Source organism: Neorhizobium lilium (genome assembly GCF_004053875.1).
In the GTDB taxonomy this organism is placed as follows: domain Bacteria; phylum Pseudomonadota; class Alphaproteobacteria; order Rhizobiales; family Rhizobiaceae; genus Neorhizobium; species Neorhizobium lilii.
Window position 1 is genome coordinate 281,570 of sequence record NZ_SBIP01000002.1, and the last position, 26,163, is coordinate 307,732.

At 60.8% G+C, this 26,163-nt stretch carries 20 protein-coding genes; 1 reads left to right on the forward strand and 19 read right to left on the reverse strand.

Annotated elements, in window-relative coordinates; genetic code table 11:
* Positions 1-8: 8 nt before the first annotated feature.
* From ligA to EPK99_RS07640, 8 genes are all read right to left on the reverse strand, one after another.
* A complete protein-coding gene (gene ligA / locus EPK99_RS07605; RefSeq protein ID WP_128442450.1) occupies positions 9-2,426 on the reverse strand; it encodes an NAD-dependent DNA ligase LigA in 2,418 nt (805 codons plus the stop codon).
* Between the two features lie 66 nt (positions 2,427-2,492).
* Positions 2,493-4,166: a DNA repair protein RecN gene (gene recN / locus EPK99_RS07610; protein WP_128442451.1), complete on the reverse strand. Its 1,674-nt coding sequence runs from the start codon at positions 4,164-4,166 to the stop codon at positions 2,493-2,495.
* Positions 4,167-4,187: 21 nt separating this feature from the next.
* Positions 4,188-5,054 (reverse strand): outer membrane protein assembly factor BamD, encoded by an 867-nt coding sequence (locus EPK99_RS07615; RefSeq protein ID WP_128442452.1) that lies wholly within the window; start codon positions 5,052-5,054, stop codon positions 4,188-4,190.
* A gap of 195 nt (positions 5,055-5,249) precedes the next feature.
* Positions 5,250-6,206, reverse strand: a complete 957-nt coding sequence (gene lpxC / locus EPK99_RS07620; protein WP_128442453.1) for a UDP-3-O-acyl-N-acetylglucosamine deacetylase — start codon at positions 6,204-6,206, stop codon at positions 5,250-5,252.
* Positions 6,207-6,561: 355 nt separating this feature from the next.
* A complete protein-coding gene (gene ftsZ, locus EPK99_RS07625; protein WP_128442454.1) occupies positions 6,562-8,358 on the reverse strand; it encodes a cell division protein FtsZ in 1,797 nt (598 codons plus the stop codon).
* Positions 8,359-8,437: 79 nt separating this feature from the next.
* Positions 8,438-9,769, reverse strand: a complete 1,332-nt coding sequence (gene ftsA, locus EPK99_RS07630; RefSeq protein WP_128442455.1) for a cell division protein FtsA — start codon at positions 9,767-9,769, stop codon at positions 8,438-8,440.
* The gene (locus tag EPK99_RS07635; RefSeq protein WP_164901731.1) at positions 9,766-10,695 is read right to left on the reverse strand and encodes a cell division protein FtsQ/DivIB; all 930 of its coding nucleotides are present in this window, start codon (positions 10,693-10,695) and stop codon (positions 9,766-9,768) included. Before EPK99_RS07635 ends, ftsA begins: the two co-directional genes overlap by 4 nt.
* Entirely contained in the window at positions 10,683-11,609 is a 927-nt protein-coding gene (locus EPK99_RS07640; protein WP_128442457.1) for a D-alanine--D-alanine ligase, read from the reverse strand. The genes EPK99_RS07635 and EPK99_RS07640 overlap by 13 nt, the downstream gene beginning before the upstream one ends.
* A gap of 394 nt (positions 11,610-12,003) precedes the next feature.
* On the opposite strand from EPK99_RS07640, the gene EPK99_RS07645 reads away from it, so the two are divergent.
* Positions 12,004-13,308 (forward strand): MFS transporter, encoded by a 1,305-nt coding sequence (locus EPK99_RS07645; RefSeq protein WP_128442458.1) that lies wholly within the window; start codon positions 12,004-12,006, stop codon positions 13,306-13,308.
* 196 nt (positions 13,309-13,504) lie between these two features.
* On the opposite strand, the gene EPK99_RS07650 is transcribed toward EPK99_RS07645, so the two are convergent.
* Genes EPK99_RS07650 through ftsL form a run of 11 tightly spaced genes read right to left on the reverse strand, consistent with a single transcriptional unit; the run spans position 13,505 to position 26,162 of the window.
* Positions 13,505-13,771 (reverse strand): hypothetical protein, encoded by a 267-nt coding sequence (locus EPK99_RS07650; RefSeq protein WP_128442459.1) that lies wholly within the window; start codon positions 13,769-13,771, stop codon positions 13,505-13,507.
* Between the two features lie 2 nt (positions 13,772-13,773).
* Positions 13,774-14,748, reverse strand: coding sequence for a UDP-N-acetylmuramate dehydrogenase (gene murB, locus EPK99_RS07655; protein WP_128442460.1), 975 nt, complete (start codon positions 14,746-14,748; stop codon positions 13,774-13,776).
* A 2-nt stretch (positions 14,749-14,750) separates the two neighbouring features.
* Complete coding sequence (gene murC / locus EPK99_RS07660) at positions 14,751-16,160, reverse strand: UDP-N-acetylmuramate--L-alanine ligase (RefSeq protein ID WP_128442461.1); 1,410 nt, start codon at positions 16,158-16,160, stop codon at positions 14,751-14,753.
* A complete protein-coding gene (gene murG / locus EPK99_RS07665; RefSeq protein ID WP_128442462.1) occupies positions 16,157-17,296 on the reverse strand; it encodes an undecaprenyldiphospho-muramoylpentapeptide beta-N-acetylglucosaminyltransferase in 1,140 nt (379 codons plus the stop codon). Before murG ends, murC begins: the two co-directional genes overlap by 4 nt.
* Before the next feature lie 6 nt (positions 17,297-17,302).
* Positions 17,303-18,457, reverse strand: a complete 1,155-nt coding sequence (gene ftsW, locus EPK99_RS07670) for a putative lipid II flippase FtsW (RefSeq protein ID WP_128442463.1) — start codon at positions 18,455-18,457, stop codon at positions 17,303-17,305.
* A 3-nt stretch (positions 18,458-18,460) separates the two neighbouring features.
* Positions 18,461-19,867 carry a UDP-N-acetylmuramoyl-L-alanine--D-glutamate ligase gene (murD, locus tag EPK99_RS07675; protein ID WP_128442464.1) on the reverse strand — a complete coding sequence of 469 codons (1,407 nt, stop codon included), beginning with the start codon at positions 19,865-19,867 and terminating at the stop codon, positions 18,461-18,463.
* A 6-nt stretch (positions 19,868-19,873) separates the two neighbouring features.
* On the reverse strand, positions 19,874-20,977 hold the full coding sequence (gene mraY, locus EPK99_RS07680; protein WP_128442465.1) for a phospho-N-acetylmuramoyl-pentapeptide-transferase: 1,104 nt from the start codon (positions 20,975-20,977) through the stop codon (positions 19,874-19,876).
* A gap of 29 nt (positions 20,978-21,006) precedes the next feature.
* Positions 21,007-22,440: a UDP-N-acetylmuramoylalanyl-D-glutamyl-2,6-diaminopimelate--D-alanyl-D-alanine ligase gene (locus EPK99_RS07685; protein WP_128442466.1), complete on the reverse strand. Its 1,434-nt coding sequence runs from the start codon at positions 22,438-22,440 to the stop codon at positions 21,007-21,009.
* The gene (locus EPK99_RS07690) at positions 22,437-23,897 is read right to left on the reverse strand and encodes a UDP-N-acetylmuramoyl-L-alanyl-D-glutamate--2,6-diaminopimelate ligase (protein ID WP_128442467.1); all 1,461 of its coding nucleotides are present in this window, start codon (positions 23,895-23,897) and stop codon (positions 22,437-22,439) included. The genes EPK99_RS07685 and EPK99_RS07690 overlap by 4 nt, the downstream gene beginning before the upstream one ends.
* Before the next feature lie 55 nt (positions 23,898-23,952).
* Positions 23,953-25,698: a peptidoglycan D,D-transpeptidase FtsI family protein gene (locus tag EPK99_RS07695; RefSeq protein ID WP_128442468.1), complete on the reverse strand. Its 1,746-nt coding sequence runs from the start codon at positions 25,696-25,698 to the stop codon at positions 23,953-23,955.
* Positions 25,698-26,162, reverse strand: a complete 465-nt coding sequence (ftsL, locus tag EPK99_RS07700) for a cell division protein FtsL (RefSeq protein ID WP_128442469.1) — start codon at positions 26,160-26,162, stop codon at positions 25,698-25,700. Before ftsL ends, EPK99_RS07695 begins: the two co-directional genes overlap by 1 nt.
* Between the last annotated feature and the right edge of the window lies 1 nt (position 26,163).

A 26,163-nucleotide genomic window follows, 5' to 3' on the forward strand; every position in this document is an offset into this window, starting at 1 on the left:
CCAGTTGCCTAAACGATAATCGCCAACCATTCATCTTCCGTGATAACCTTCACGCCGTGTTTGTGAGCATCTGCCAGCTTGGACCCGGCTCCGGGCCCAGCGACGACAAGATCGGTTTTACCGGATACGGAGCTGGATACACGTGCACCTAAGCGCTCCGCAGTGGCCTTGGCTTCATTACGTGTCATCTTCTCAAGATTGCCGGTAAAGACGACTGTTTTGCCCGAGAGCTGTCCGGCATCAGATGATGGCGGCTCATAAAAAACGTCCAGATACTGAAGCAAATCGTCTAATGCATCCCGATTATGTTGTTCAGTGACAAAATCTATCAAAGAATCTGCCACCGCTTCTCCAATATCCTTGGTCTGAGCTAGTTCCTTATACGCGTCGTTGGGAGCTTGATGGCTTGCCTCAAGAACCGCATCAAGCACACTTGCAGCGCTCTTGAACCGGTCCAGAAGGTTTTGCTTCTGCTTCTTGTTTAGCCCGACGTTCGCTAACCAGTTCTCCACCGACAGTGTGAGTGCGACGGGCGCCTCAGAGGACACTGAACGTACAAGCGCGTCCAACTTTATCGCGCCAATACCGTCTACAGCGGAAAGTGCATGCCATGAGGAACCGGGGCGTCCTTTTGATGCCAGCATAACTGCTTCAATGAGGCTTTTAGGGTCGAGGTAACGTCTAGCAAGTGCCTTCGCCGTAACCTCACCAACATGCCTGATACCCAAGCCGAACAACAGCCGTTCCAAAGACACCCGCCGATGTGTCTCAATCGAGGAGTAGAGCTTTTCCACACCTTCGAACGAACGTGCGTCCTCGGCTGCGACCTTCTTTCTTAATTTTCCGGTTCGTGCTTCGCGCTCACGCTGAAGCTGCTCTCTATATCCCAGGATCGCAGTTCTAACGGCGGCGTCATGTTGATGTAGTCGGAATATGTCGGCCGGAGTTTTCAAGAGCCCTGCCCTAAAGAACAGATCTACGTACTGATCTCCAAAACCCTCTATATCGAGTGCATCCCTTGAAACGAAATGTCGAAGTCGCTCGATCTGCTGAGCCGGACATACCAGGCCACCAGTACAGCGGCGAACCGACTCACCCTCCTCCCGCACCGCATGGCTGCCGCAGACCGGGCACTTGCTCGGGAACTTGTAAACGATTGCATCCGCTGGGCGCTTCTCCATGACCACATCGAGTACCTGCGGAATGACATCGCCGGCGCGCTGCACGATCACCGTATCGCCGATGCGGATATCGTGCTCCTCCTCCCGGATAGGTTCGCCGGAATTGCCGATGCCCTTGATGTAATCCTCGTTATGAAGCGTCGCATTGGTGACTACGACGCCGCCGACGGTGATCGGCGTTAGCCGCGCCACCGGCGTCAGCGCACCTGTTCGTCCCACCTGGATGTCGATCCGCTCGACCTTGGTGAAGGCCTGCTCCGCGGGAAACTTGTGCGCCGTCGCCCAACGCGGCGAACGCGAGCGGAAACCGAGACGTTGCTGCAGGTCGAGCCGGTCCACCTTGTAGACGACGCCATCGATTTCGTAGTCGAGGTCGGGGCGCTTCAGTCCGATCTCGATATAGTGCGAGACGATGTCCTCGACCGAAAACAGCCGCTTCATCAGCGGGTTGACGGGGAAACCCCATTCCGCGAATTTTTCCACCATGTCCATCTGCGTGTCTGCCGGCATGTCCGACATCTCGCCCCAGGCATAGGCAAAGAATTTGAGGTTGCGGCTGGCGGTGATTTTCGGATCGAGCTGGCGCAGCGAGCCTGCAGCGGTGTTGCGCGGGTTCACATAGGTCTGCTTGCCTTCCGCAGCCATCTTCTCGTTGAGCGCGAGGAAGTCGCTCTTGGTCATATAAACCTCGCCGCGCACCTCCACCACATCGGGCACGCCTGACGGCAGGCGGTTGGGTATCTGCCGTATCGTCTTGATGTTCTCGGTGACGTTCTCGCCGGTCGTGCCATCGCCGCGGGTGGCGGCATGGGTGAGCCGGCCGTTCTCGTAGCGGATCGACATGGAAAGACCGTCGATCTTCGGCTCGGCAGTAAAGGCAATCGAACCGTCCGGCAACTGGCCGAGGAAGCGGTAGACGGAGTTGACGAAATCGCGCACGTCCTCGTCGGAAAAGGCATTGTCCAGCGAGAGCATTGGCCGCGAATGCATGATTTGGGCGAAGGTCGCGAGCGGCGCCGATCCAACGCGGCGGGAGGGGCTGTCATCGCGGATGAGGTCTGGGAAGCGCGCCTCGATCGCCTCATTGCGCCGCTTCAGCTGGTCGTACTCCGCGTCGGAAACCTCCGGTGCGTCGTGGCCGTGATAGAGCTCGTCGTGATGGGCGATCTCGGCGGCAAGCTGCGCAAGTTCGGCAGACGCCTGGTCTTCGGCAAGATTTTCGACGGGCGTCTTTTCGGCGGACATGCGGTTACTCCTCGAACAAGAGGAGTCGTTTTGTAGTGCTTTTTCGGAAGATGGGAAGGGTGCCGTCTACCCGTTTCCGGCAAGCAGCCGTTTCGCTGCCGCCCTTGCCTCGTCGGTTACCGAAGCACCGGCCAGCATGCGGGCTATTTCTTCCGTGCGATGCTCCGGTTCCATGGTGGCGACACGGGTCGCGATCTTGTCGGAGCCTTCGGCGGCCGGCCCCTTGGAGATGAGCAGATGGGTTGCTGCCCGCGCCGCCACCTGCGGCGCATGGGTGACCGAGAGAACCTGCACCCTGGCGGAGAGACGCTTCAGCCGCTGGCCGATCGCATCCGCGACCGCCCCGCCGACACCCGTGTCGATTTCGTCAAAGACCAGAGTAGGCGCCGAACCTCGATCCGCGAGCGCCACTTTCAGCGCCAGCAGGAAACGCGACAGCTCCCCACCGGATGCGACCTTCATGATCGGTCCCGGCCGTGTGCCGGGATTGGTCTGCACATGGAACTCGACCGTATCTATCCCTTCGGCAGTAGCCGATTCCGAATTGGTGGTGACCTCCACCATAAAACGGGCGCGTTCCAGCTTCAGCGCCGGAAGCTCGGCCATCACGGCCTGCGCCAAGGCTTCGGCACCATGCCGCCGCTTTTCCGACAGTGCTACAGCCGCATGATCATACTGCGCCTTGGCAGATGCGGCCAGCTTCTCGAGTTCCCCCAGCCTTTCCTCGCCCGCATCGAGATCGGCGAGGTCCGACACCATCTTCTCGGCAAGAGCCGGAAGATCGGCGACAGGAACGGAATATTTGCGGCCGGCCGCACGAAGTCCGAACAGCCGTTCCTCGACCCGCTCAAGCTCTCGCGGATCGAATTCTGTGCGACGGAGCGCCGTCTCCACTTCCATCTGCGCGTTGGAAAGGTAATTGAGCGCCTGGTCCAGCAGTTCCACGGTCTCTTCCAGCAGCCCGGGTGCCTCATGGCTCTTGCGCTCCAGACGGCGGACTAGGGAAGCGATCAGCGGCACCGGCGATGCGTTGCCGTTGAGGAAATCCGAGGCCTCGGAAATATCGCCAGTGATCCGCTCGGATTTCTGCATGCGTGCCCGCTGTTCGGCGAGTTCGTCTTCTTCGCCTTCCACAGGTGCAAGCGCTTCCAGCTCCTCCACCGAGGCGCGGATGTAATCCGCTTCGCGCGCGGCCGCTTCCACCTTGGCCCGATGCGCCTTGTAACCGCGATCAGCGTCCCGCCAGGCGCGGTAGAGGCCGGAAAGCTGCTGCACCTCGTCGGTCAAGCCCGTGAAAGCATCAAGCAACATGCGGTGGGCATCGGTGTCGATCAGGGCACGGTCGTCGTGCTGACCGTGGATTTCTACCAGCGTCTGTCCTGCCTGGCGCATCAGCTGCACGCTCACCGGCTGGTCGTTGATGGAAGCGCGCGTGCGCCCGTCCGACGACTGGACGCGACGGAAGATCAGGTCGCCGTCATCGTCTATGCCATTGTCGCGCAGCAGCTTGCGGGCGGAATGGTTGCCCGACACGTCGAACACCGCCGTCACCTGGCCCTTGTCTTCGCCATGGCGAACCAGGCCGCCATCGCCGCGGCCACCAAGTGCCAGCGAAAGACTGTCGAGCAGGATGGACTTGCCGGCACCGGTTTCACCGGTCAGCACCGAGAGACCGGATTCGAAGCTAAGATCCAGCCGCTCGATCAAGACGATATCGCGGATCGATAACTGGATCAGCATGGTCCCTCGACGACCTGTCCTTTAGGCACCGGCGAGCTTGATCGCGGCACGCGAAATCCACGAACCCTTGTTCTCGCGCGGCTCCACGCCGCCGCTCTGCAGCAGCTTGTAGGAATCGGCATACCACTGGCTATCAGGATAGTTGCGGCCGAGAACCGCCGCGGCGGTCTGCGCTTCTTCCACGATACCCATGGCGAAATAGGTTTCTGTCAGGCGCGCCAATGCCTCTTCCACCTGATTGGTGTTGGAATATTGCTCAACCACTGACCGGAAACGCTGGATGGCGGCAAGATATTCCTTGCGCTCGAGGTAGTAGCGACCGATCTGCATTTCCTTGCCGGCAAGCTGGTCGCGGGCAAAGCGAATTTTAGCCTGCGCGTCCTCGACATATTCCGAATCGGGATAATTCTTGACCACAGCGGTCATGGCATCGATCGTTTTCCCGGCTGCTTTTTGATCCTGCGTCACGTCCGCGATCTGCTTGGAGTAGGACAGCCCGACGAGATACTGCACATAGGCCGAATCGTCGGAACGCGGATACTGCTTCAGATAGCGGTTGCCGGTGCTGATCGCATCGTCGTTGGCGCCCATCCGGTATTTGGTGAAGGTGCTCATTACCAGCGCCTTGCGGGCCCAGTCGGTAAATGGGCTCTGGCGATCGATGGCATCGAACTTCTTGCTGGCCTCCGCCATCTTTCCGGCCTTCATATTGGCGAGGCCCTGATTGTAGAGCGTTTCCGGGGGATCGGTTTCAACGCCGAGCTTGGTGATGTCGATGTCTGGATCGGACTGGCAGGCAGTAAGCCCCGAGCCGGCGCCGACCAATGTCAACGAGACGAGCGCAATCCGTGCCACTCTACGCATTCCTACAGACTTCGCATAAGTCATTCGACAGTTCCCGATCCGTCCCGCGTAACCCCACCCTCTCCAGGCAGGCCGTTCTAGCCATAAAAGCAAAGGCAGAGCAACGCAATGGTGGCGCATTAACGCATTTTTGTGGCGTTGGCTGCCGCTATCGGAGCCGAACAAAAAGAAAAGCCGCTTCGATGAGGAAGCGGCTCAGTTGGACCTGGAGATCGAATTTCATGCAAACCATGGAGTGCATTCGGCCATGGTGACCGGAACGAACTCCCCTGCCCTGACACGAACTGTCCGCGAGGACGGTGCCTCGACGACTTCGTAGGCCGATGGATCGCTGAGCAGCGCCTTGAGCGCATTGGCGTTCATCTTGTGGCCGCCGCGATAGGAGCGGTAGCAGCCGATGAACTGCGCACCGGCGAGAGCCAGATCGCCCACGGCATCCAGAGCCTTGTGACGAACGAATTCATCCTTGTAACGCAGGCCCTCAATATTCACAACCGTATCGTCATCGGAGATGACCACGGAATTCTCAAGCGACGAACCCAGCGCATAACCGGCTGCCCAGAGGCGTTCGACATCGCGCATGAAGCCGAAGGTACGGGCGCGGGACAGATCACGCTTGAAGCCTTCCGCCGTCAGGTCGCCCTTCCAGCTTTGCCGGCCGATCAGCGGCGACGCAAAATCGATCTCCACTTCGAATCGGGTGCCATCGTAAGGGCGGAACTCCGACCAGGATGCACCGGATTCGATGCGAACCGGCTTCACGACGCGGATATACCGGCGTTTGATCCCGAGATTGACGATGCCGACCTGCTCGATCGCTTCGATGAAAGGATAGGAACTGCCGTCCATGATCGGCATTTCGCCGCCATCGGTCTCGACAACGATATTGTCGATGCCGAGCGCATAGAGAGCAGCCATGACATGCTCGATGGTCGCAATGGAGCGGGCTGGCGACAGGCCGAGAACGGTGCAAAGATCGGTCGCGCCGACCTGAGCCGAAACGGCGCGATATTCAGCGGTAGTGCCATCGGGAAGATTGCGGCTGAACAGCACGCCCGTTCCTGCTTCCGCCGGCTGAAAGGTAATGCCAACAGGAGCGCCCGAATGAACGCCGGTGCCGGTCAAGCTAACCGGAGCAGCGATGGTGGTCTGGAAACCGAGCAATCCGATGTTCATTCCAAATGCCTTCTTTTCGCCGGACCTTTTAAGGACAAAGATCCGGAATTCTTGAGCACCTGGTCGCCGATCCTAAAAATCGATGGCATTCCGGGCGTCTGTTATTGTCGTACATACGCAGCATTCCGAGTCATTCCAAATCACTGTTCGTTTCGGATTGTTACGTCTTAGGCGCTTTCGAAACACCTCGTACGGCAAAGCCTACCGCCCGCTTATCAAGCGCTGCAAATATCTGGAATAATTGACGATTTCGACACCCATATCACGTCTGCGAGACGGGCGTCCAAATCCCTAAACGAAGGAAGCCCGGATTTGGTGATCCGGGCTTCCTTCACGTTTGATGACGTCTGTTAACTCAGTTGGATTGACGACGCAGGAAGGCCGGGATTTCCAGCTGGTCGTCTTCATGATGCGCCTGTGGGACAGCGCGTCCATGATCGTCGAGATTACCGCGGCGCGGCGCATAAAGGCTTGCCTCTGCCGAGAGCGGGCGACGCTGCTGCGGAGCAGGTGCCGGTGCTGCCGGTTCTGCGGCAGCGACATCGTCTTCCTCGCGACGACCCAACGAGTTGGTGATCCGCTTCAAGAGACCCATCGGGCCACGTTCTTCCTGAACATGCTGGAGGGGCTGTGCGCGATGATCCATCTCGGCCTTCACGACCGGGGGGAAATCCTCGACCTTCGGCATGCGTACCGGTGCCATGACGGGCGAAATCGACGGAGCGGCCTGCTCGTGATAGACGGGCTGGGACACCCGCGGTGCAGGCTGGCTCATGACAGGAGCCTGATGAGCCGGCTGCATGTGATGGGCCGGAGCCGGCTGCGGAGCGGCCGGACGCATCTGGACCTGCGGCTGGGCTTCCGGGGGGGCAGACGCGAAGATGCGGCTTTGCGGACGGAAGGTTTCCTCTGCTGGCTGCTGCATTACAGGCTGCTGCATGACCGGCTGGTGAACTTGGGTCATCGGCTGCTGCTGCGGGATTGCGAGTTCGCGCTCCATGTCCGCTTCGGCCTGACGAATGGTCTCTGCGATCGGATCTACGGCCTTGGGGGCCGGCGAAAGAGGTGCCTGCATGACGGGGGCAGGCTGAACTGCGGCCGGAGCCGAAGCAACGGCCGCGGAAGGACGGATAATCGGCTTCTGCGCCGCGCGCATTTCGGCGGCCCGCAGGTCGAGGTCGGCAGCCATACGGTCGATGCCGGTGGCGACGACGGAAACCCGTATGAGGCCTTCCAGCGATTCGTCGAACGTCGCGCCGAGGATGATGTTGGCTTCCGGATCCACTTCCTCGCGGATGCGGGTTGCGGCTTCATCGACTTCGAACAGCGTCAGGTCGCGACCGCCGGTGATGGAGATCAGCAGGCCCTGTGCACCCTTCATCGACGTTTCGTCGAGCAGCGGGTTCGCGATTGCAGCTTCGGCGGCCTGCATGGCGCGGCCCGGACCGGATGCTTCGCCCGTGCCCATCATGGCGCGGCCCATTTCGCGCATCACAGAGCGAACGTCTGCAAAGTCGAGGTTGATGAGGCCTTCCTTGACCATGAGGTCGGTGATGCAGGCAACGCCCGAATAGAGAACCTGGTCGGCCATGGCGAAGGCGTCCGCAAAGGTCGTCTTGTCATTGGCAATGCGGAACAGGTTCTGGTTCGGAATAACGATCAGCGTATCGACAGACTTCTGCAGTTCGTTGATGCCCATTTCAGCGAGCCGCATGCGGCGCTGGCCTTCGAAGTGGAAAGGCTTGGTGACGACGCCGACGGTCAGGATGCCCTTCGAGCGGGCAGCCTGAGCGACGACCGGAGCCGCACCCGTGCCCGTGCCACCGCCCATGCCGGCCGTGACGAAGCACATATGCGTGCCCTGCAGGTGATCGATGATCTCGTCCAGGCACTCCTCGGCAGCGGCGCGACCGACTTCCGGCTGCGAACCCGCGCCCAGACCTTCAGTGACCTGAACACCCATCTGAATGATCCGCTCGGCCTTGGTCATGGTCAGAGCCTGAGCATCCGTGTTGGCGACGACAAAATCGACGCCTTCGAGCCCGGCCGTGATCATGTTGTTGACGGCGTTGCCGCCGCCGCCACCGACGCCGAACACGGTAATCCGAGGCTTCAGCTCGGTGATATCAGGCTTCTGCAGCTTGATCGTCATTGTACCTATCCTTCTTTCTCTGGCCGCATTGCCGAGCTGGCCAATTCATTGCAACTCTCTGAAGCGGGGATGCCCCGGATCAAAAACTTTCCTTCAACCACTGTCCCACTCTTGCGAGGCGGCCATTCCCGTTGCCGAGCGATCCGATCAGGCCGCCTTGGCCGATATGGGTCTCGAGGTCCGCGACCTGCGGGTAGATCATCAGGCCCACCGCTGTCGAAAATGCCGGTCCCTTGGCCGCTGTCGGAAGACCGGACACGCCCATGGGACGACCGATCCGTACATTGCGTGCCAGGATGCGGCGGGCGGTTTCCGACAAGCCCGTCAACTGGCTTGCGCCGCCTGTCAGGACCACGCGCTTGCCGACGATCGGGCTGAAGCCCGACTTCTGGATGCGGTCACGGATTAATTCAAGGGTCTCCTCGATCCGGGCCCGGACGATCCTGGTTACCAGCGTACGGGGAACCTGGGTCGGCTGGTCACGGTCGTCCTCGCCGATCGGCGGAACCGAGATTACGTCGCGTTCGTCGGCGCCGTTGGCGACCGCCGAGCCATGCACGACCTTCATCCGTTCGGCATCTTCGATGCGAGTCGAGAGACCGCGGGCGAGATCCGTGGTGACGTGATGACCGCCAAGGCTGATCGCATCCGTATGCACCAGCTTGCCTTCGGCAAAGACGGAGATCGTGGTCGTGCCGCCGCCCATGTCGATGGCGGCACAGCCGAGTTCGACTTCGTCGTCGACCAATGCTGCGAGGCCGCTTGCATAAGGCGTCGCCACTATGCCCTCGACGGACAGATGCGCGCGGTTGATGCAGAGCTCGAGGTTGCGCAGCGTCGCACGCTCAGCCGTCACCACGTGCATATCGACACCAAGCAGATCGCCGAACATGCCGAGCGGGTCGCGAATGCCGCGTTCTCCATCCAGGCTGAAGCCTGTGGGCAGTGAATGAAGAACGGCGCGGTCCTGACGCAGCGACTGCTGGCTTGCGGCACCGAGTACCTTCTTGAGGTCGGCGGCATCCACTTCCTGGCCGCCAAGATCGATGGTGCCGGTGTAGATATCGCTTGCCACCCGTCCGGCGGACACGTTGACGATAAGGCTATCCACGGTCAACCCAGCCATCCGCTCGGCTGCATCGACGGCGAGACGCACCACGCTTTCGGCGGCATCGAGATCCGCGACGACCCCGGACTTCACGCCGCGGGAGCGTTGGTGGCCGATGCCGATGATCTCGACATTATGCGTACGTCCCGGCAGGATCTGGCTTTCCTGACGCGGCGTCAGGCGAGCGATCATGCAGACGACCTTGGTCGAGCCGATGTCGAGCACGGAGACCACATGGCTGCGCTTGGAGGAAAGCGGCTTCATGCGCGGCAAACCGGAATGTGAAGAACCAAAGACGCTCAAGTTTCACCTGCCTTTTTCAACGCCTTGTTCCTTGCTTCCACAGCGTCGTTGCGACGCTGAGTGGCGGCTGCCGTGAGTTCGATCGTGGTGCGATCTTCAAGGCGCAGGTCCACGGCCGCAACATCCCGCTCCAGGAGTTTCTGTTCCTTTTCAAGCCGCGCCAGAACCGTCAGCGCCTTCGGGACATTGGTCTCGGGCAGCTTGAGCACCACGCCATTGTCCAGATGCAGATCCCAACGGCGGCCGGCGACGCGGACATAAGCCTTCACGCGCGAGCGGATCTCCGGCCATTCGGCCATGTCGTCCACAAATTTTGCCGCCGCAGCTTCCGCGCCGCGACCGACGAACAGCGGAAGCGAGGCGAACTTGCTGTCGCGCAGAGGCGCGATGATGCTGCCATTGCGCTCGATCAGCGACAGGTCGGAACCGTGCTGCCAGACGCCGAAAGCTTCGCGCTCCTTCAGCATGACCTCGATCGTACGCGGATAGACTTTGCGCACTTCGGCGTACTGGACCCATGGAAGCTCGGAGAGCTTTCGGCGCGCCGCATCCACGTCGAGCGCAACCAGCGAAGTCGTACCATCCAGGCCGAGGAGCTGAAGGATATCGATTTCGGACGTTTCGCTATTACCCGAAACCCGCACATCCTCGATCGCAAATCCAACTGCGGCTGTCGTTGCCTGCGCAACGTCCTGGGCATGACCGCCGAGCGACATGCCGTAGAGCCCGACCGAACCCATGAAGGCGAAGGTCGCAAGCGTACCGACATGGTCAGGAACATGAATCCGGCCCGTTGCAAGGCTGATACCGAAGCGAACGATCCTGCGCAGCGGTCGGGGCAGCACGCGGCGATCGTCGCCACCGGCATACGAGTCCTGAGGATGGCTGCGGGTCTCACCCGATTTTCTGCCGATCAACGCAAACACGACGCGTCCTCCACCATCCAATGGACAAGATCACCGAAACTGCGGCCGGCATGCGCGGCCATCTCAGGCACCAGCGATGTAGGCGTCATGCCTGGCTGCGTGTTGATCTCGAGCCAGATGATCTCGCCGTCCTCCGAGAAGCGGTCGTCGTAACGAAAGTCCGACCGGCTAACCCCTCGGCAGCCCATCGCCTGATGCGCCTTGAGCGCCATTGTTTGAATTTTTTGGTAAATATTCGGTGAAATTTGTGCCGGGATGACGTGTTTCGAACCACCAGCCGCATATTTCGCATCGTAGTCGTAAAAGTCGGGGCCGGTCGGGATAACCTCGGTCACATCGAGCGCCACATCGCCCATGACGCCGCAGGTCAGTTCGCGGCCATGGACATAGCGCTCCACCAGAACCCGGTCGCCATAGCGCCAATCCGAAGACGTGATCACTTGCGGCGGATGCGACTGGGTCTCCTGCACGATCACCACGCCGAACGAGGAACCCTCGCGCACCGGCTTCACCACATAGGGCGGCTTCATCGGGTGCTCGCCGGCAATATCGAATCGGCTCAGGACACGCGCCTCCGCCACGGGAATACCCGCAGCACTCGCCACATGCTTGGCTTGCCCCTTGTCCATGGCAAGCGCCGAGGCCAGAACGCCGGAATGAGTATAAGGAATTTCGAGATATTCTAGGATGCCCTGAATAGTGCCGTCTTCGCCGAACGGACCATGGAGCGCGTTGAAGGCGACATCCGGCTTCAACTCGGACAACACGGAGGCGACATCACGCCCCACATCCACGCGGGTCACGCGGTAGCCCTCACCCTCAAGGGCGTCGGCACATGCCTTGCCGGAAGACAGGCTGACAGGCCGCTCGGAGGAAAACCCTCCCATCAACACTGCCACATGCTTGTCTCTCATGAAAACGCTCCTGCAGAAAAGGGCTTCAGATTAGAACCCAGCGCTTGCGCCAAACTTATTCGCCTTACGATTCTTGGCTCTTGCTCGGCGCCCCTCTATTGGTGCAGCAAAATGGTTAACAAATCGTTTACCTTGATTAATCGGAATACCTAAGTAACTGAAAAATCAAGAAGACCTATCTCATCGAATGGTTAACGCAGGTTCTTGGGAAGCGGATCTCCGGAAGGGCAAATACAGGCTCGCGGGAGCAACCACACCGCATTAGAGATCATCCAAACGGTCTGAAACTTGTTCAATATTGCGTTTTATCAGTTTGAAATGTCAGAAAATTACGGTAAGGCCGGGTCAAGCTCCGTAATGAGCTCCTAGTCGAACACAATGAATTGGAATCAGCATGACAAACGCGTCACCATCCGCGTCGTCTTCTGCTGAGCCGTTGGCGCCTGTTGCAACGAATTCTCCTGCACGAGTCCTGACGGCCAGCCTGGTCGGCACGACGATCGAATTTTTCGATTTCTACGTTTATGCCACGGCTGCGGTCTTGGTCTTTCCGACACTGTTCTTCCCCAACAGCGATCCGACCTCCGCGCTGCTCGCCTCCTTCGCCACCTTCTCCATCGCCTTCTTCGCCCGCCCGCTCGGTGCCGTCGTGTTCGGTCATTTCGGCGACCGGATCGGACGTAAGAAGACGCTCGTGGCTGCTCTTCTCACCATGGGCGTCTCCACGGTGGTGATCGGCCTCCTGCCGTCCTACAACTCCATCGGCGTGCTGGCGCCGCTCCTGTTGGCCCTATGCCGCTTCGGACAAGGTTTCGGCCTTGGCGGCGAATGGGGCGGAGCCGTGTTACTTGCGACGGAAAACGCACCACCCGGCAAGCGCAGCTGGTACGGCATGTTCCCGCAGCTCGGCGCTCCGGTCGGCCTCTTCCTTTCCTCCGGCATTTTCTGGATCCTGCTGCACTTCATCAGCCAGGAAGCATTGCTGAGCTGGGGCTGGCGCGTTCCCTTCCTCGCCTCGATCATCCTGATCGCGGTCGGTCTCTGGGTTCGTCTTTCCATCACCGAAACACCGGCTTTCCAAAAGGCCATCGATCAGCATGAACGGGTTGCCGTGCCGGTGGCAGTCCTTTTCCGCAACCACAAGCGCAGCCTGTTTCTTGGCACCTTCGTGGCGCTCGCCACCTTCGTGCTCTTCTACATCGGTTCGGCCTATCTTCTGTCCTACAACATCAAGGTGCTGAAAATGCCATTCCTTGATGCGCTGGAAGTGCAGATCCTGGGCTCGATCATCTTCGGCATCTTCATTCCGGTGATCGGTAAACTCGCCGAGCGCTATGGACGCCGTGAAATGCTGATCCTGACCACAGTCCTGATCGGTCTTTTCTCCTTCGTCCTGCCGGCTCTGATGACGAACGGCGAAGGCGCGATCTTCCTGTTTTCGGCGATTGCCATGATGCTGATGGGCATGACCTACGGTCTGATCGGGACAGCGCTTGCAGCGCCCTTCCCCACACCCGTCCGCTATACGGGCGCGTCGATCACCTTCAACCTGGCAGGCATCTTCGGCGCTTCGCTGGCGCCCTACATCGCCACCTGGCTGCAGGCCAATTACGGCATGACCTATGTGGGCTTCTATCTCGGCCTCTCGGCCTTGATCACGCTCGCCTGCATCCTGCTGTCGCGCAAGGACGAAGTCTGACCGCCAGCGGAATCGAACTTATAGAAAAGCCCGCGAAACTCTTGGTTTCGCGGGCTTTTTATTGATGTTCAAAATCATTCGCCGGGATGCAGTTTCCGATTACGGCGCTCTTTCCACGTCTCATACGCCATCCAACTCAACACTGTCGCTGAAATCGACAGTGGCAGGACGTACAGATAAAAGGCGGCGGCAAAATTCAAGGCTTCAACTTTCGCAAACTGAACCGTGCACCCAAATGTAGCATCGCCGCAGTGAAAATCCAAGCCGTGGTGGAGGCGACAACGGAAATCGAGATGCCGAACGATACGCCGCCATTGGATATCGACGCGACGGGAGCAATGAATCCGGCAGCCGCTGAGGCCGTTGAGAGCCTGTCCAACGCATTCGCACGAAGCTTGGCCCGTTCGTTTTGGATCAGAACGAGTCTGCGTTCCTCCACTTCAAAATCGAACGGTTCGCCCATGACTACTCGCCCGTCACGCCCTGAAACGGCCGGACTTCGCGTCCGGGCATGAAGATGCCAAGGCGCTTGATTTCCCATTCAAGCTTGATGCCGGAATCTTCGAACACGCGCTGACGCACCGTCTCGCCGAGATATTCGAGATCGTAGCCGGTCGCGTGGCCGATATTGATCATGAAGTTACAATGTAGCGACGACATCTGTGCGCCGCCATTCATCAGCCCGCGGCAGCCCGCTTCGTCGATCAGCTTCCAGGCGGAGTGGTCGGGCGGGTTCTTGAATGTGGAACCACCGGTCTTTTCCTTGACCGGCTGGACCGTCTCGCGGTGCTGGCGCACGGCATCCATATCGGCACGTATCTTGGCACGCTCCTCCGGATAGCCCTCGAACACCGCATGAGTGAAGATCAGGTCCTTTGAGACAGCGGAGTGCCGATAGCTGTAGCCCATATCGGCGGCGGAAAGCACAAGCCTGTTTCCCCTCCGGTCGACGGCATGCACTTCCACGAGATGCTGCGCCGTCTCGGTTCCGTTGGCGCCGGCGTTCATGCGCAGCGCGCCGCCAATCGAACCGGGAATGCCATAATAGAAGGCAAAGCCGCCGATGCCGTTGTCCATCGCCATGGCGGCAATATGCTTGTCGGGGCAGATCGCACCGGCCTGGATGCGATTGTCCCCCACCAGATCGACGCCGCCGAAACCTTTGGCGGACAACCGCAGGACGACGCCAGGTATGCCGCCATCCCGAACAAGGAGGTTGGAGCCAACGCCGACAACGGTCAGCGGCACGTCTTCGGGCAGGAGCTTCAGGAAGGCGACGAGGTCGTCCACGTCATGCGGCTGGAACATCAGCTCGGCAAGGCCGCCCGCCTGGAACCAGGTAACCCGGTCCATGGGTGCATCCGGAGTAAGCCTTCCGCGCAGTTCCTTTACGCCATCACCGAACGACGCGAGCAGCTTTTCCCCGTTCACCTGTTTCATTCTCACTGTCCCGAAATGCTATCAAGTTCCTTGGGCAGCGCGGCCGCCCATTGCGTAATATTTCCAGCCCCGAGAAGAACCACGAAATCCCCCGGTTTCGCAATGCCCGCAATGATCGGAGCAAGTTCGGTCGGCGAGGAAATATATCGCGCGTCGCGATGGCCGCTGGCACGGATGCGAGAGACGAGAGCTTCCGAATTGACACCATCTATCGGTTCTTCACCAGCGGCGTAGACGGGAGCCAGCAGGATGCTGTCTGCATCGTTGAAGCAATTGGCGAAATCCTCGAACAGGCTCGACAGGCGGCTGAAGCGATGCGGCTGGTGGACGGCGATGATGCGACCTTCGCAGGCTTCGCGCGCAGCCTTGAGCACGGCCGTGATCTCCACCGGATGATGCCCGTAGTCGTCGAAGACAGAGACGCCGTTCCAGGTCCCCGTCAGCGTGAACCGGCGCTTGACGCCGGAAAACGCTGCCAGGCCCTTGCGAATGTTCTCTTCCGAAATACCCAGCCGGTTGGCGACGGCGATCGCGGCAGTCGCATTGGAGATGTTGTGGCGGCCGGGCATGGGCAACGTCAGGTCGTTGAAGTTGAAAACGCGGCCCGTCCGGCGACGGCGGATTTCCACGTCGAAGACGGACTTGGTTCCCTCCATGCGCACATTGAAGAAACGCGCATCGGCCTGAGGATTGGCACCATAGGTGACAATCTTGCGATCCTCGATCCGGCCGACAAGTGCCTGCACTTCCGGGTGGTCGAGGCAAAGCACACCGAAGCCGTAGAAGGGCACGTTCTCCACGAACTGCCGGAAGGCGGCGCGCACGGCATCGAAATTGCCGTAGTGATCGAGATGCTCCGGGTCGATATTTGTAACGACGGCAACGTCCGCCGGCAGCTTCAGGAAGGTTCCGTCCGATTCGTCGGCCTCCACCACCATCCACTCGCCCTCGCCCATGCGGGCATTGGTTCCATAGGCATTGATGATGCCGCCGTTGATGACGGTCGGGTCCAGCCCGCCGGCTTCCAGAAGCGCAGCGACCATGGAGGTGGTCGTCGTCTTTCCATGGGTGCCGCCGATCGCGATCGCATTGCGGAAGCGCATAAGTTCGGCCAGCATCTCGGCACGGCGCACGATGGGCAGCGACTTCTCGCGCGCCGCCATCAGTTCGGGATTGTTCTTCTTGATCGCAGTCGACACCACGACCACCTCGGCCTCACCCAGGTTGTCCGCCGTGTGACCGACGAATACCGGAATGCCCTTGTCCCGCAGCCGCTGCACATTGGCGCTGTCGGACTGGTCGGAGCCTTGAACCTTGTGGCCGAGATTATGCAGCACTTCGGCAATGCCGCTCATGCCGATGCCGCCAATGCCGATGAAATGAACGAGGCCGATAGCCTTCGGCATTTTCATGCGCTTACTCCCACGTCTTTTGATTTTTTATATTCCGCAATCGGTTTGCGTTCCGCAATCGCAACCACCAGATCCGCCAAAACGATGGCCGCGTCTGGACGGCCGGCCTGTTTGGCAGAGGCGGCCATCTTTTCAAGGCGATCCGGTTCCTTCATCGCCGAAGCGATCATTGCCGACAGCCGATCCGGCGAAAGTTCTGATTGGGCGACGACCTGCGCACCGCCGGTCGCAACGAGGGCTGCCGCATTGGCCGCCTGGTCATGGTCGAGCGCATAAGGGTAAGGCACTAATATCGATGGGCGGCCGATGACTGCAATCTCCGACACCGTCGATGCACCCGAACGGCAGATCACCAGATGCGCCATGGCAAGCCGCTCCGCCATATCGGCAAAGAAGGGCGATACGTCCACAGGGGATTTCAGCTTGGCGAAGCAGGAATTGACCCGTCCCTGGTCCTCAGGCCGGGCCTGCTGCGTCACCACGAGGCGCTCGCGATCGGATTGGTCGAGCAGGCTGAGCGCCGTCGGTACTGCGGAGGAGAAGAACTGTGCGCCCTGGCTGCCGCCGAACACGACGAGCCGGAACGGATCGTTTCCGCGAGATGCGACGTAAGGCATGCTAGCTGCCGCCAGAACGGCGGGGCGAACCGGGTTGCCTGTCGTCACCGTCTTAGCAGCGAACTCGCCCTGCCCTTCCGGCAGGAAGCCGCCGGCTATAGCTTGCACGCGCTTGGCAAGCGCCTTGTTGGCGCGGCCCATGACGGCATTCTGCTCGTGGATCACGCTGGGCACGCCCATGCCTGTCGAAGCCATGAGCGGCGGCACGGTCGGATACCCGCCGAAGCCCACCACGGCGAGAGGCTTGATGCGGCTGATCAACCTGCGAGCGGCCCTCAGGCCCGTCCATAACTTCCAGCCCGTGCGAATAAGCGCGATCGGGTTCTTAGACCCCAATGTGGCGGATGGAACGACGTGGATTTCGTCTGCCGGAAACTTGCCCGCGAACCGCTCGGCACGGCTGTCGGTGACGAGATGCACGGAATAGCCGCGCTGCTTCAGCTCATGTCCGAGAGCCTCAGCCGGAAACAAATGGCCGCCGGTCCCGCCGGCGGCTAGCAAGATAATGCCTTTGGTCATGTGTTCCTACTCCGCCGGAACGCCCGAGGCTACGCGGAATAGGCTGCGCTCCTGTGCCCGCTTTTCCGGCCTGTGACGGGTCAATGCCAGAATAAACCCGGCTGTGACGCAAATAGCAATCTGCGACGAGCCGCCATAGGAAATCAGCGGTAGGGTCATGCCCTTGGCCGGCATCAACTCCAGGTTCACGCCAATATTGATCATCGACTGCATGCCGATCTGCAGCACCAGTCCGGCTACCGCGAATCGGGTGAAGTCGTTGCGCTCCTTGAAGGCGTGGTTGAGGCCCCGAAGCACGATGAAGGCGAAGATCAAGACCAGCGCCATGCAGAAGATGACGCCGAATTCCTCGGCCGCGACCGAGAATACGAAGTCGGTATGGCTGTCCGGCAGGATGCGCTTGACGATGCCTTCTCCCGGTCCCTGACCGAACCAGCCGCCGCGCACGATCGCCTCATGAGCGGTTTCGACCTGAAAGCGGTCACCCTCGCCGGTGAGGAACTTGTCGAAGCGCGCCGTGACGTGCGGAAGCATGTAATAGGCGGTCACCAGACCGCCTGCACCCGCCCCGCCCAGCACGACGATCCACAGCCAGGGCATGCCGGCCATGAAGAACATGCCGCCCCACACGACGCTGGTCAGGATCGTCTGGCCAAGATCGGGCTGCGCCACCAGAAGTGCTGCGACAATGCCGAACAGGATGATGGCAAACAGATTGCCCGGAATTTCCGGCTGGCGGGCATGCTCGGCAAACAGCCAGGCGCAGACCACGACGAAGGCCGGCTTCATGAATTCCGAGGGCTGGATGGACAAGGCACCGACGCCGATCCAGCGGCGGGCACCCTTGACCTCGACGCCGAAGAACAGCGCCAGCACCATCAGGCTGAGAGAAACGACAAGCAGGATAATCGCAGTGCGCCGCACCTGCCTTGGAGTCAGGAACGAGAGGCCGACCATCACGATGATCGACGGGATCATGAACAGCGCGTGGCGCTCCACGAAGTGGAACTCCGGCAGGCCGATTCGTTGCGCGACAGCTGGAGAGGCCGCAAAGGACAGCATGAAGCCGATACCCATCAGCAGAACAAAGGCCGCCAGGAAGAAACGGTCGATCGTCCAGAACCAGTCTGCGAGGGGGCCACGATCAGCGCGACTTACCATTTCTCAGTTTCCTCTTCCCGTCTCGACCAACATGGTGACGCCATCCAACGCGGCGACGAGGCTCACGAAGGCATCCCCGCGAACCTCGAAATTCTTGAACTGATCGAAGCTCGCACAGGCCGGCGACAACATGACCGCCGAAGCCTGCCCGTCTGCGCCAGCATCCGCGGCGGCATGGGCAACAGCCTGTTCCAGCGTACCTGAAATCTCGTATGCCGCAGCCTTGCCCAGCGTCACGGCAAATGCAGGCGCCGCTTCCCCGATCAAATAGGCTTTGACGATACGCGGGAAGAGTGGAGCGAGGCTTGCGATGCCACCCTCTTTGGGCAGCCCGCCGGCAATCCAGTAGATCCGCTCATAGCTGGAAAGCGCTGGCGCCGCCGCATCCGCATTGGTGGCCTTGGAATCATTGACGAATACGACCTCGCCTCGCCTGCCGACCGGCTGCATGCGGTGCTTGAGGCCCGGAAAAGACCGGAGCCCTTCACGAATTTCCTCCGCAGAAACGCCGACCGCCTGACAGGCGGCGATTGCCGCAGCTGCGTTCTGGGCGTTATGGCTCCCTCTCAGGGTCTGGATGCCCTCCAGATCCACAAGCAAAGACGCCTCGCCTCCGACCACGTCGAAGATCCGGGTTCCGTCCGCATAGACACCATCAGCCACGGGCATGCGCTTGGAGATCCGGCGAACGACGACACCGGTTCGCTCCACACGGTCCGCAATCAAAGCGCTATAACTGTCGTCCACCCCGATCACGGCAGTCCGGCTGCCGGACACCAGCCGTTCCTTGACGTCGGCATAGTGCTGCATGGTGCCGTGCCGGTCGAGGTGATCGGGCGTCAGGTTGAGCAGGATGCCGGCCGTCGGGTTGAGCGTCGGCGCAAGGTCGATCTGGTAGGACGAGCACTCGACGACGTAAAAGCGCTCACTCGCCGGAGGCTCCAGGGTCAGGATGGCCGTGCCGATATTGCCGCCAAGCTGCGTGTCGCGCCCGCTTGACGTGAGGATATGGGCGATCAGCGCCGTTGTGGTGGATTTACCATTGGTGCCGGTAATGGCGATGAGCGGGCACTCCGGCGCATGCACCCGGCGTTCCCTCACGAAAAGCTCCACGTCGCCGATGATCTCGACGCCGGCGGAACGGGCGAGATCGACGGTCCAGTGGGGCTTCGGATGGGTCAGCGGCACACCCGGCGACAGAACCAGGGCCGCCTGCGCCGACCAGTCGATAGACCGGAGGTCGCCAGTCGTGATCCCGGCGGCGTTCGCCTTGGCAATACTGTCCGGATTATCGTCCCAGGCAATGACCTGAGCTCCGCCCGCCACCAGCGCCTTGGCGGTGGCAAGGCCGGAGCCGCCCAGTCCGAAGAGGGCAACCTTCCTGTCCTTGAAGGTGGTAACCGGAATCATCGCCCCTCACCGCAGCTTCAGCGTCGACAGGCCGAGCATGGCCAGACCGACCGCGATGATCCAGAAACGGATGACGACCTGGCTTTCGGTCCAGCCGAGTTTCTCGAAATGGTGGTGGATTGGCGCCATCAGGAAGACGCGCCGACCGGTCATCTTGAAGAAAGCAACCTGGATGATGACCGAAAGCGTTTCCATGACGAAGAGGCCGCCGATGATCGCCATGACGATCTCGTGCTTGGTAGCGACGGCCACCGAGCCGATCAATCCGCCAAGTGCAAGCGAACCGGTGTCGCCCATGAAGATGGCGGCCGGTGGCGCGTTGAACCAAAGGAAGCCGAGGCCGGCGCCGATCACAGCGCCCATGATGACCGCCAGCTCGCCGGTCCCAGGCACGAAATTGATCTGCAGATAATTCGCAAAGACTGCGTTGCCGGCCAGATAGGCGATGATGCCGAACGAGGCTGCCGCGATCATCACCGGCACGATGGCCAGACCATCCAGACCGTCGGTCAGGTTCACCGCATTGCCGGCACCGACGATCACGAAGCCGCCAAACAGGATGAAGAAGAAACCGAGATTGACCAGAAAGTCCTTCACGAACGGGAAGGCGATGGAGGTGGCAAGGTGCGGATTGCTGTGCTGCTCGGTCACCATGGCAAGCCGCATCATGAAGAAGACCGCGATGCCGGCGATCAGGAACTCGATCCCCAACCGTGCCTTGCCGGAGAAGCCCTTGTCGGTCTGTTTGGTGACCTTGAGGTAGTCGTCGTAAAAGCCGATCGCGCCGAAGCCGAGCGTCACCAGCAGCGTCGCGACGACGTAGATGTTCGACAAATCCGCCCAGAGCAGGGAGCCCCCGACGATGCCCGCCAGGATCATCAGCCCGCCCATAGTCGGCGTGCCGGCCTTCTTGAAATGGGTCTGCGGACCATCGGCGCGAATCGGCTGACCCTTGCCTTGGCGAACGCGCAGCGAATTGATGATCTGCGGGCCGAACAGGAAGACGATCAGAGCCGATGTGAACAGAGCGGCGCCGGTCCGGAAGGTGATGTAGCGAAACAGGTTGAAGAATTGGACCCTGTCCGACAGTTCGACAAGCCAGATCAGCATGAAAGCCCTTTCTCAAGCCGCATTGGAAATCACGATTGGTGCTCCGTGTCGGCAAATGGGGGATAGTTGTCAATAAGCGAGGCGACAATCTTGCCGAAGCCCAGTCCGAGCGAGGACTTCACCATCAGCACGTCGCCGGGGATAACGGAATGAACCACGTAGTCCGCCAGCTCAGCCGTGGTGTCGAAATAGACGACGTCCACGCTGTCGGGCAGAGCGTCCCGCAAGGCGGTCATCTCTGTGCCGGCGAGCCACACATGTTCGATACCGGCCGCAAGGATAGGCCCGGTCAGCTCTTCGTGAACCTGTTGGGAAAACGCGCCCATTTCCAGCATGTCGCCCAGAACCGCGATGCGCCGTCCGGTCAATTCCGGCGCCGTGGCAGCAAGCAATGCAATAGCGGCGCGCATGGAGGCCGGATTGGCGTTATAGCTTTCGTCGATCAGGGTAAGATGCCCCTCGCCTATCCCAAGAATATGGCGCTGGCCACGGCCCTTGACCGCGCGCACGCCCGCCAGTGCCGCACCGGCTGCCGTCATGTCGGCACCGACCAACAGCGCCGCGCCCAGAACAGCCATGGCGTTCTCGGCAACATGGCGGCCCGGAGCGCCGATATGCACTTCCGTGGTTTCGCCGTTCAGCACCGCCCATATGGTCGAGCTTTCGGCGCTGCCCTCGAAATCCGCCAGCCGGAAATCCGCCTTGGCATGCTGGCCGAAGGTGCAGATATGCGAGACCCCCACCTCCTGCGCGCGTTCTTCCAGGAAGGCGAACTGCTTGATGTCGCGGTTGAGGATGGCCGTTCCGCCCGGCTCGAGGCCCTCAAAGATCTCAGCCTTGGCGGCCGCGATCTCTTCCAGGTCCTTGAAATAGCCGAGATGCGCCGCTGCTATCGTGGTGATGATCGCCACATGCGGGCGCACCATCTTGACCAGCGGCCGGATCTCGTCGGGATGGTTCATGCCGATCTCGAAGACACCGAACTCGGTGTCCGCAGGCATGCGCGCGAGCGTCAGCGGTACGCCCCAGTGGTTGTTGAAGGATGCGACCGCCGCATGGACCACACCTGAAGGAGCAAGCGCCTGCCGCAGCATCTCCTTGGTCGTGGTCTTGCCGACCGAGCCGGTGACGGCGACGATGCGCGCGCGGCTGCGTTCACGCGATGCCACCGCCAGCTTGCCGAGCGCCGCGAGCACGTCCTCCACCACGATCATCGGGATGGTCAGGCGTCCGAGCGCCGGCAGCTTCGCCTCACTGACGACGATCAGCGAAGCGCCGCCGGCGACTGCAAGGCTTGCATAATCATGCCCATCGACACGGTCGCCCTTGATGGCAAAGAAGGCTTCACCAGGCCCAACCGAACGGCTGTCGATTGAAATGCCCGTGATGCCTTCAGGAAGGGCGCCGATCGGCCGCCCGCCCATGGCGGCAATCATCGCCTCAGAGGTCCAGAGCCAGTTCATGACTTCAACTCCTCGATAGCCTTGCGGACTTCCACGTGGTCGGAGAAGGGCAGAACCATCGTTCCGATCGTCTGGCCTTCCTCATGTCCCTTGCCTGCAACGATCAGCGTATCGCCGGAGTTCAGCATGCCGACGGCCTCGCGGATAGCCTTAGCACGGTCACCGATTTCGACCGCGCCAGGAGCCGCAGCCAGGATTTCCGACCGGATAGTCTCCGGTACTTCGGATCGTGGATTGTCGTCCGTCACGATGACGACATCGGCGAGCCGGGTAGCGATTTCGCCCATGATCGGCCGCTTGCCCTTGTCGCGGTCGCCGCCGCAACCAAACACCACGATGACGCGGCCTGTCGTGAACGGGCGAACCGAAGTGAGAACGTTTTCGAGCGCTTCCGGCTTGTGGGCGTAGTCCACATAGGCGAGCGCGCCATCCTTGGTCTGGCCCACCAGTTCAAGCCTGCCGGCCGCGCCGATGAGTTTTTCGAGCGCGGACATGGCGACCGCCGCCGACACACCGGTGGACATGGCAAGACCCGCCGCAACCAGGGCGTTGGCAACCTGGAAATCGCCGGCAAGCGGAATGTCCACTTCGAAGATCTCGCGGCCGACATGGATCTCGGCGGTCTGCTTGTGGCGGAAGTGCTCGACCCGCTTGAGGGAGAGATAACTCCCCTTGCGTCCGACGGTACGCACGTCGAGCCCCGCCGTCGTGGCGGCGCGGATCCCCTCCTGCGACCACTCGTCGTCGGCGAAGATCACGGCAGGCGCGCCCTTGGGCGTCAACGTGTCGAACAGGCGCATCTTGGCGGCCATATAGCTTTCGACGGTCGGATGATAATCCATGTGGTCGCGGCCGAGATTGGTAAAGGCGGAAGCCGAAAGTCGCACGCCATCCAGCCGGCTTTGGTCGAGGCCGTGGCTGGAGGCTTCCATGGCGGCATGAGTCACGCCTTCGGATGCAAGATCTGAAAGGAGTTTCTGCAGCTCCACGGGATCGGGCGTCGTCAGTGAGCCGTAGTCGTTGCGGGTCGGCGATACGACGCCGGTCGTGCCGATCTGCGCGGCAGCAAAACCGGCATGCGCCCAAATCTGGCGGGTGAAGGAGGCAACGGAAGTCTTGCCCGCCGTCCCTGTCACGGCCACCATCGTCTCGGGCTGGCGACCATAGAAGCGCGCGGCGGCGAGCGCCAGCAGCCTGCGTGGGCTGGAGACGACTAGGACAGGAATGCCTGCATCGGCGGGATGGGCAGCAATCGCCGCAACCGCACCGCGTGCTGCGGCATCCCCCACGAAAGAGGAGCCGTCCGCCTTGGTGCCGGCAACGGCGACAAACAGCATGCCTGGAGAAATCTTGCGGCTGTCGGAAGAGACACCTGTCACGTCGATCTCGCCCGCCGGTCCGCCAAGAAGGTCCGCCAGTTCCGGATAATCATGCCCGGCCAGATCACGCAACTTCATTGGATGCCTTTCCATTTACCTGCGATACATCGAATCGCCTGCCACTTTTCGCGGCTTAATAAGACACGAGCAGGGCAGAGCCGTCCTCGCCGAATTTCGGCTTCACGCCAAGAATAGGTGCGGCCCGACTGATGATTTCCTTGACCATGGGAGCCGCCGACATGGCCGCAAGCGCTGCGCCATTGCCCTTGTCCGTTTTCGGCTCGTCGCTGAAAGACAAAACCACATATTGCGGATCGTCCATCGGAAAGGCCGCAAGGAAGGCGTTGAAGTTCTTGTTGGTGACATAGCGGCCGTTGACGATCTTGTCCGCCGTACCGGTCTTGCCGCCGACATCGAAGCCTAGAACGCGGGCGTTTCGGCCCGAACCTTTTGAGCCGTTCCAGTCGAAGAGGAAGCGCATATCCTTGCTGGTCGATGGCTTGATGACCTGGGTCGCAACAGCGTCAGCCTGTTCTCGCGTCCGCGGAAGGAAGGTCGGCGGAATGAGCCTGCCGCCATTGATCAGGGACACCCCGGCGACAGCTGTCTGCAGCGGCGTTGTCGCGACGCCGTGGCCGAAAGCGATCGTCATCTGATTAATCTTCTTCCACTCGCGCGGCTGGCTCGGCATCGCAACCTCAGGCAGTTCGGTATGCATCCTGGTAAGCAGGCCAAGGCTGGTGAGGAAGTCCTTGTGATGAGGGATGCTGACCGTATCGACGATCTTCGCCGTGCCGACATTGGACGAATACTGAAAGATCTCGGGCACGCTCAGAATACGGTTCTGGCCGTGGAAGTCCTTGATCGTGAAGCCGCCGATGCGAATGGGCAAACGAACGTCGAAACTGTCGCTCAACTTGATGGTCCCGGCATCGAGACCCATGGCGATGCTGAACGACTTGAACGTTGAACCCATTTCGAACGTGCCGTTCGACATCCGGTTCAACCAGCCCTCCTCGCCCCCCGCGGCGGGATCGTTGGGATCGAAATCCGGCGCGGAGGCCATGGCAAGAACTTCGCCCGTATGGACGTCGAGCACGACCGCACCACCGGCAATCGAGCTGTACTTCTTGAGGGATTCGACCACAACCTCATGGACGATCGCCTGAACCCTCAAATCGATCGAGAGCTTGACCGGCTCAAGCGGCTGGTCGGAAGTCATGCCGACGGAGGCCAGATCCGCCAGCCCTTGCGTGTCGATATAGCGCTCCATGCCGGCCACGCCGCGGTTGTCGATATTGACGTAACCGACGATGTGGGAGGCGGTGGAACCACCGGGATAGAAGCGGCGCTTTTCCGGGCGGAAGCCGATGCCGGGAATGCCGAGCGCGAGGATCTGGCTCTGCTGTTTGGGTGTCAGCTGACGGCGCAGCCACTGGAAGCGCGAATTGGACTTGAGCTTGGAGTATATCGACTTGGCATCCAGATCGGGAAGAACCGTCGACAGCTTCTCGATCACCTCGTCCGTATCGACGATCTTGTGCGGCTCGGCAAACAGGGACACCGTGCGGATGTCCGTTGCCAGCACCTCGCCGTTACGATCGACGATGTCGGGACGGGACGCCAGGAGACGGTCTGCCGGCAGGATGCTGGAGGTTATTTCCGGCTGCGCCATGCCGTACTGGGCAAGCCTGCCGCCGATGACGCAATAGAAGACGGCGAAGCCTGCAATCAGCAGGCCCACACGATTCTTCGCCTGGGCCGCCTTGCGTTTGCGGCTGCCTTCGAAACGGGCCGTCTGATCAGCCGGGCGCCCTCTTCCGCCGGCGGAAAAATGGGCCTTGCTCTTCAGAACCATGACTCGCGAAAGGAAGGACATCAGCGTTTCACCGAACCGGTTGTATTGGAATCAAGCGTGGTCCGCCGCGCCGCCGGAACCGGAGGCTTTGCGGGCGGCTTGGCCTTGGCTGCAGCGACGCCCTTGAGAGCCGCAGCAACTTCGCTGTCCTTGCCGGCAATGATGTCCTCGATCGTCGTCTCCGGCTGCGGCAGTTGAGACCGCAGCATGGGGAGTTCCTTGGGCATGGCGAGCTGCGTGGTTTCGGTCGAAGCGAGGCTCAGTTCCGAGTTGTAGAGATTGGTCAGGCGATGCAGCCGGTTTGGCTGGGTCAGCAGCGCCCAGTCGGCCTTCAGCAGGTCGATCGTATCCTTCTCAAGCTTGATCTCCGTTTCCAGCCGCCGCACTTCAGACAGCTTCTGGTCTGCGCGATGCTTGATGGAATAGGTGACCACGGCGGTCGCGGTCATGACGCCGATCAAAACGAGATCGAAGCTCCTGAGCATG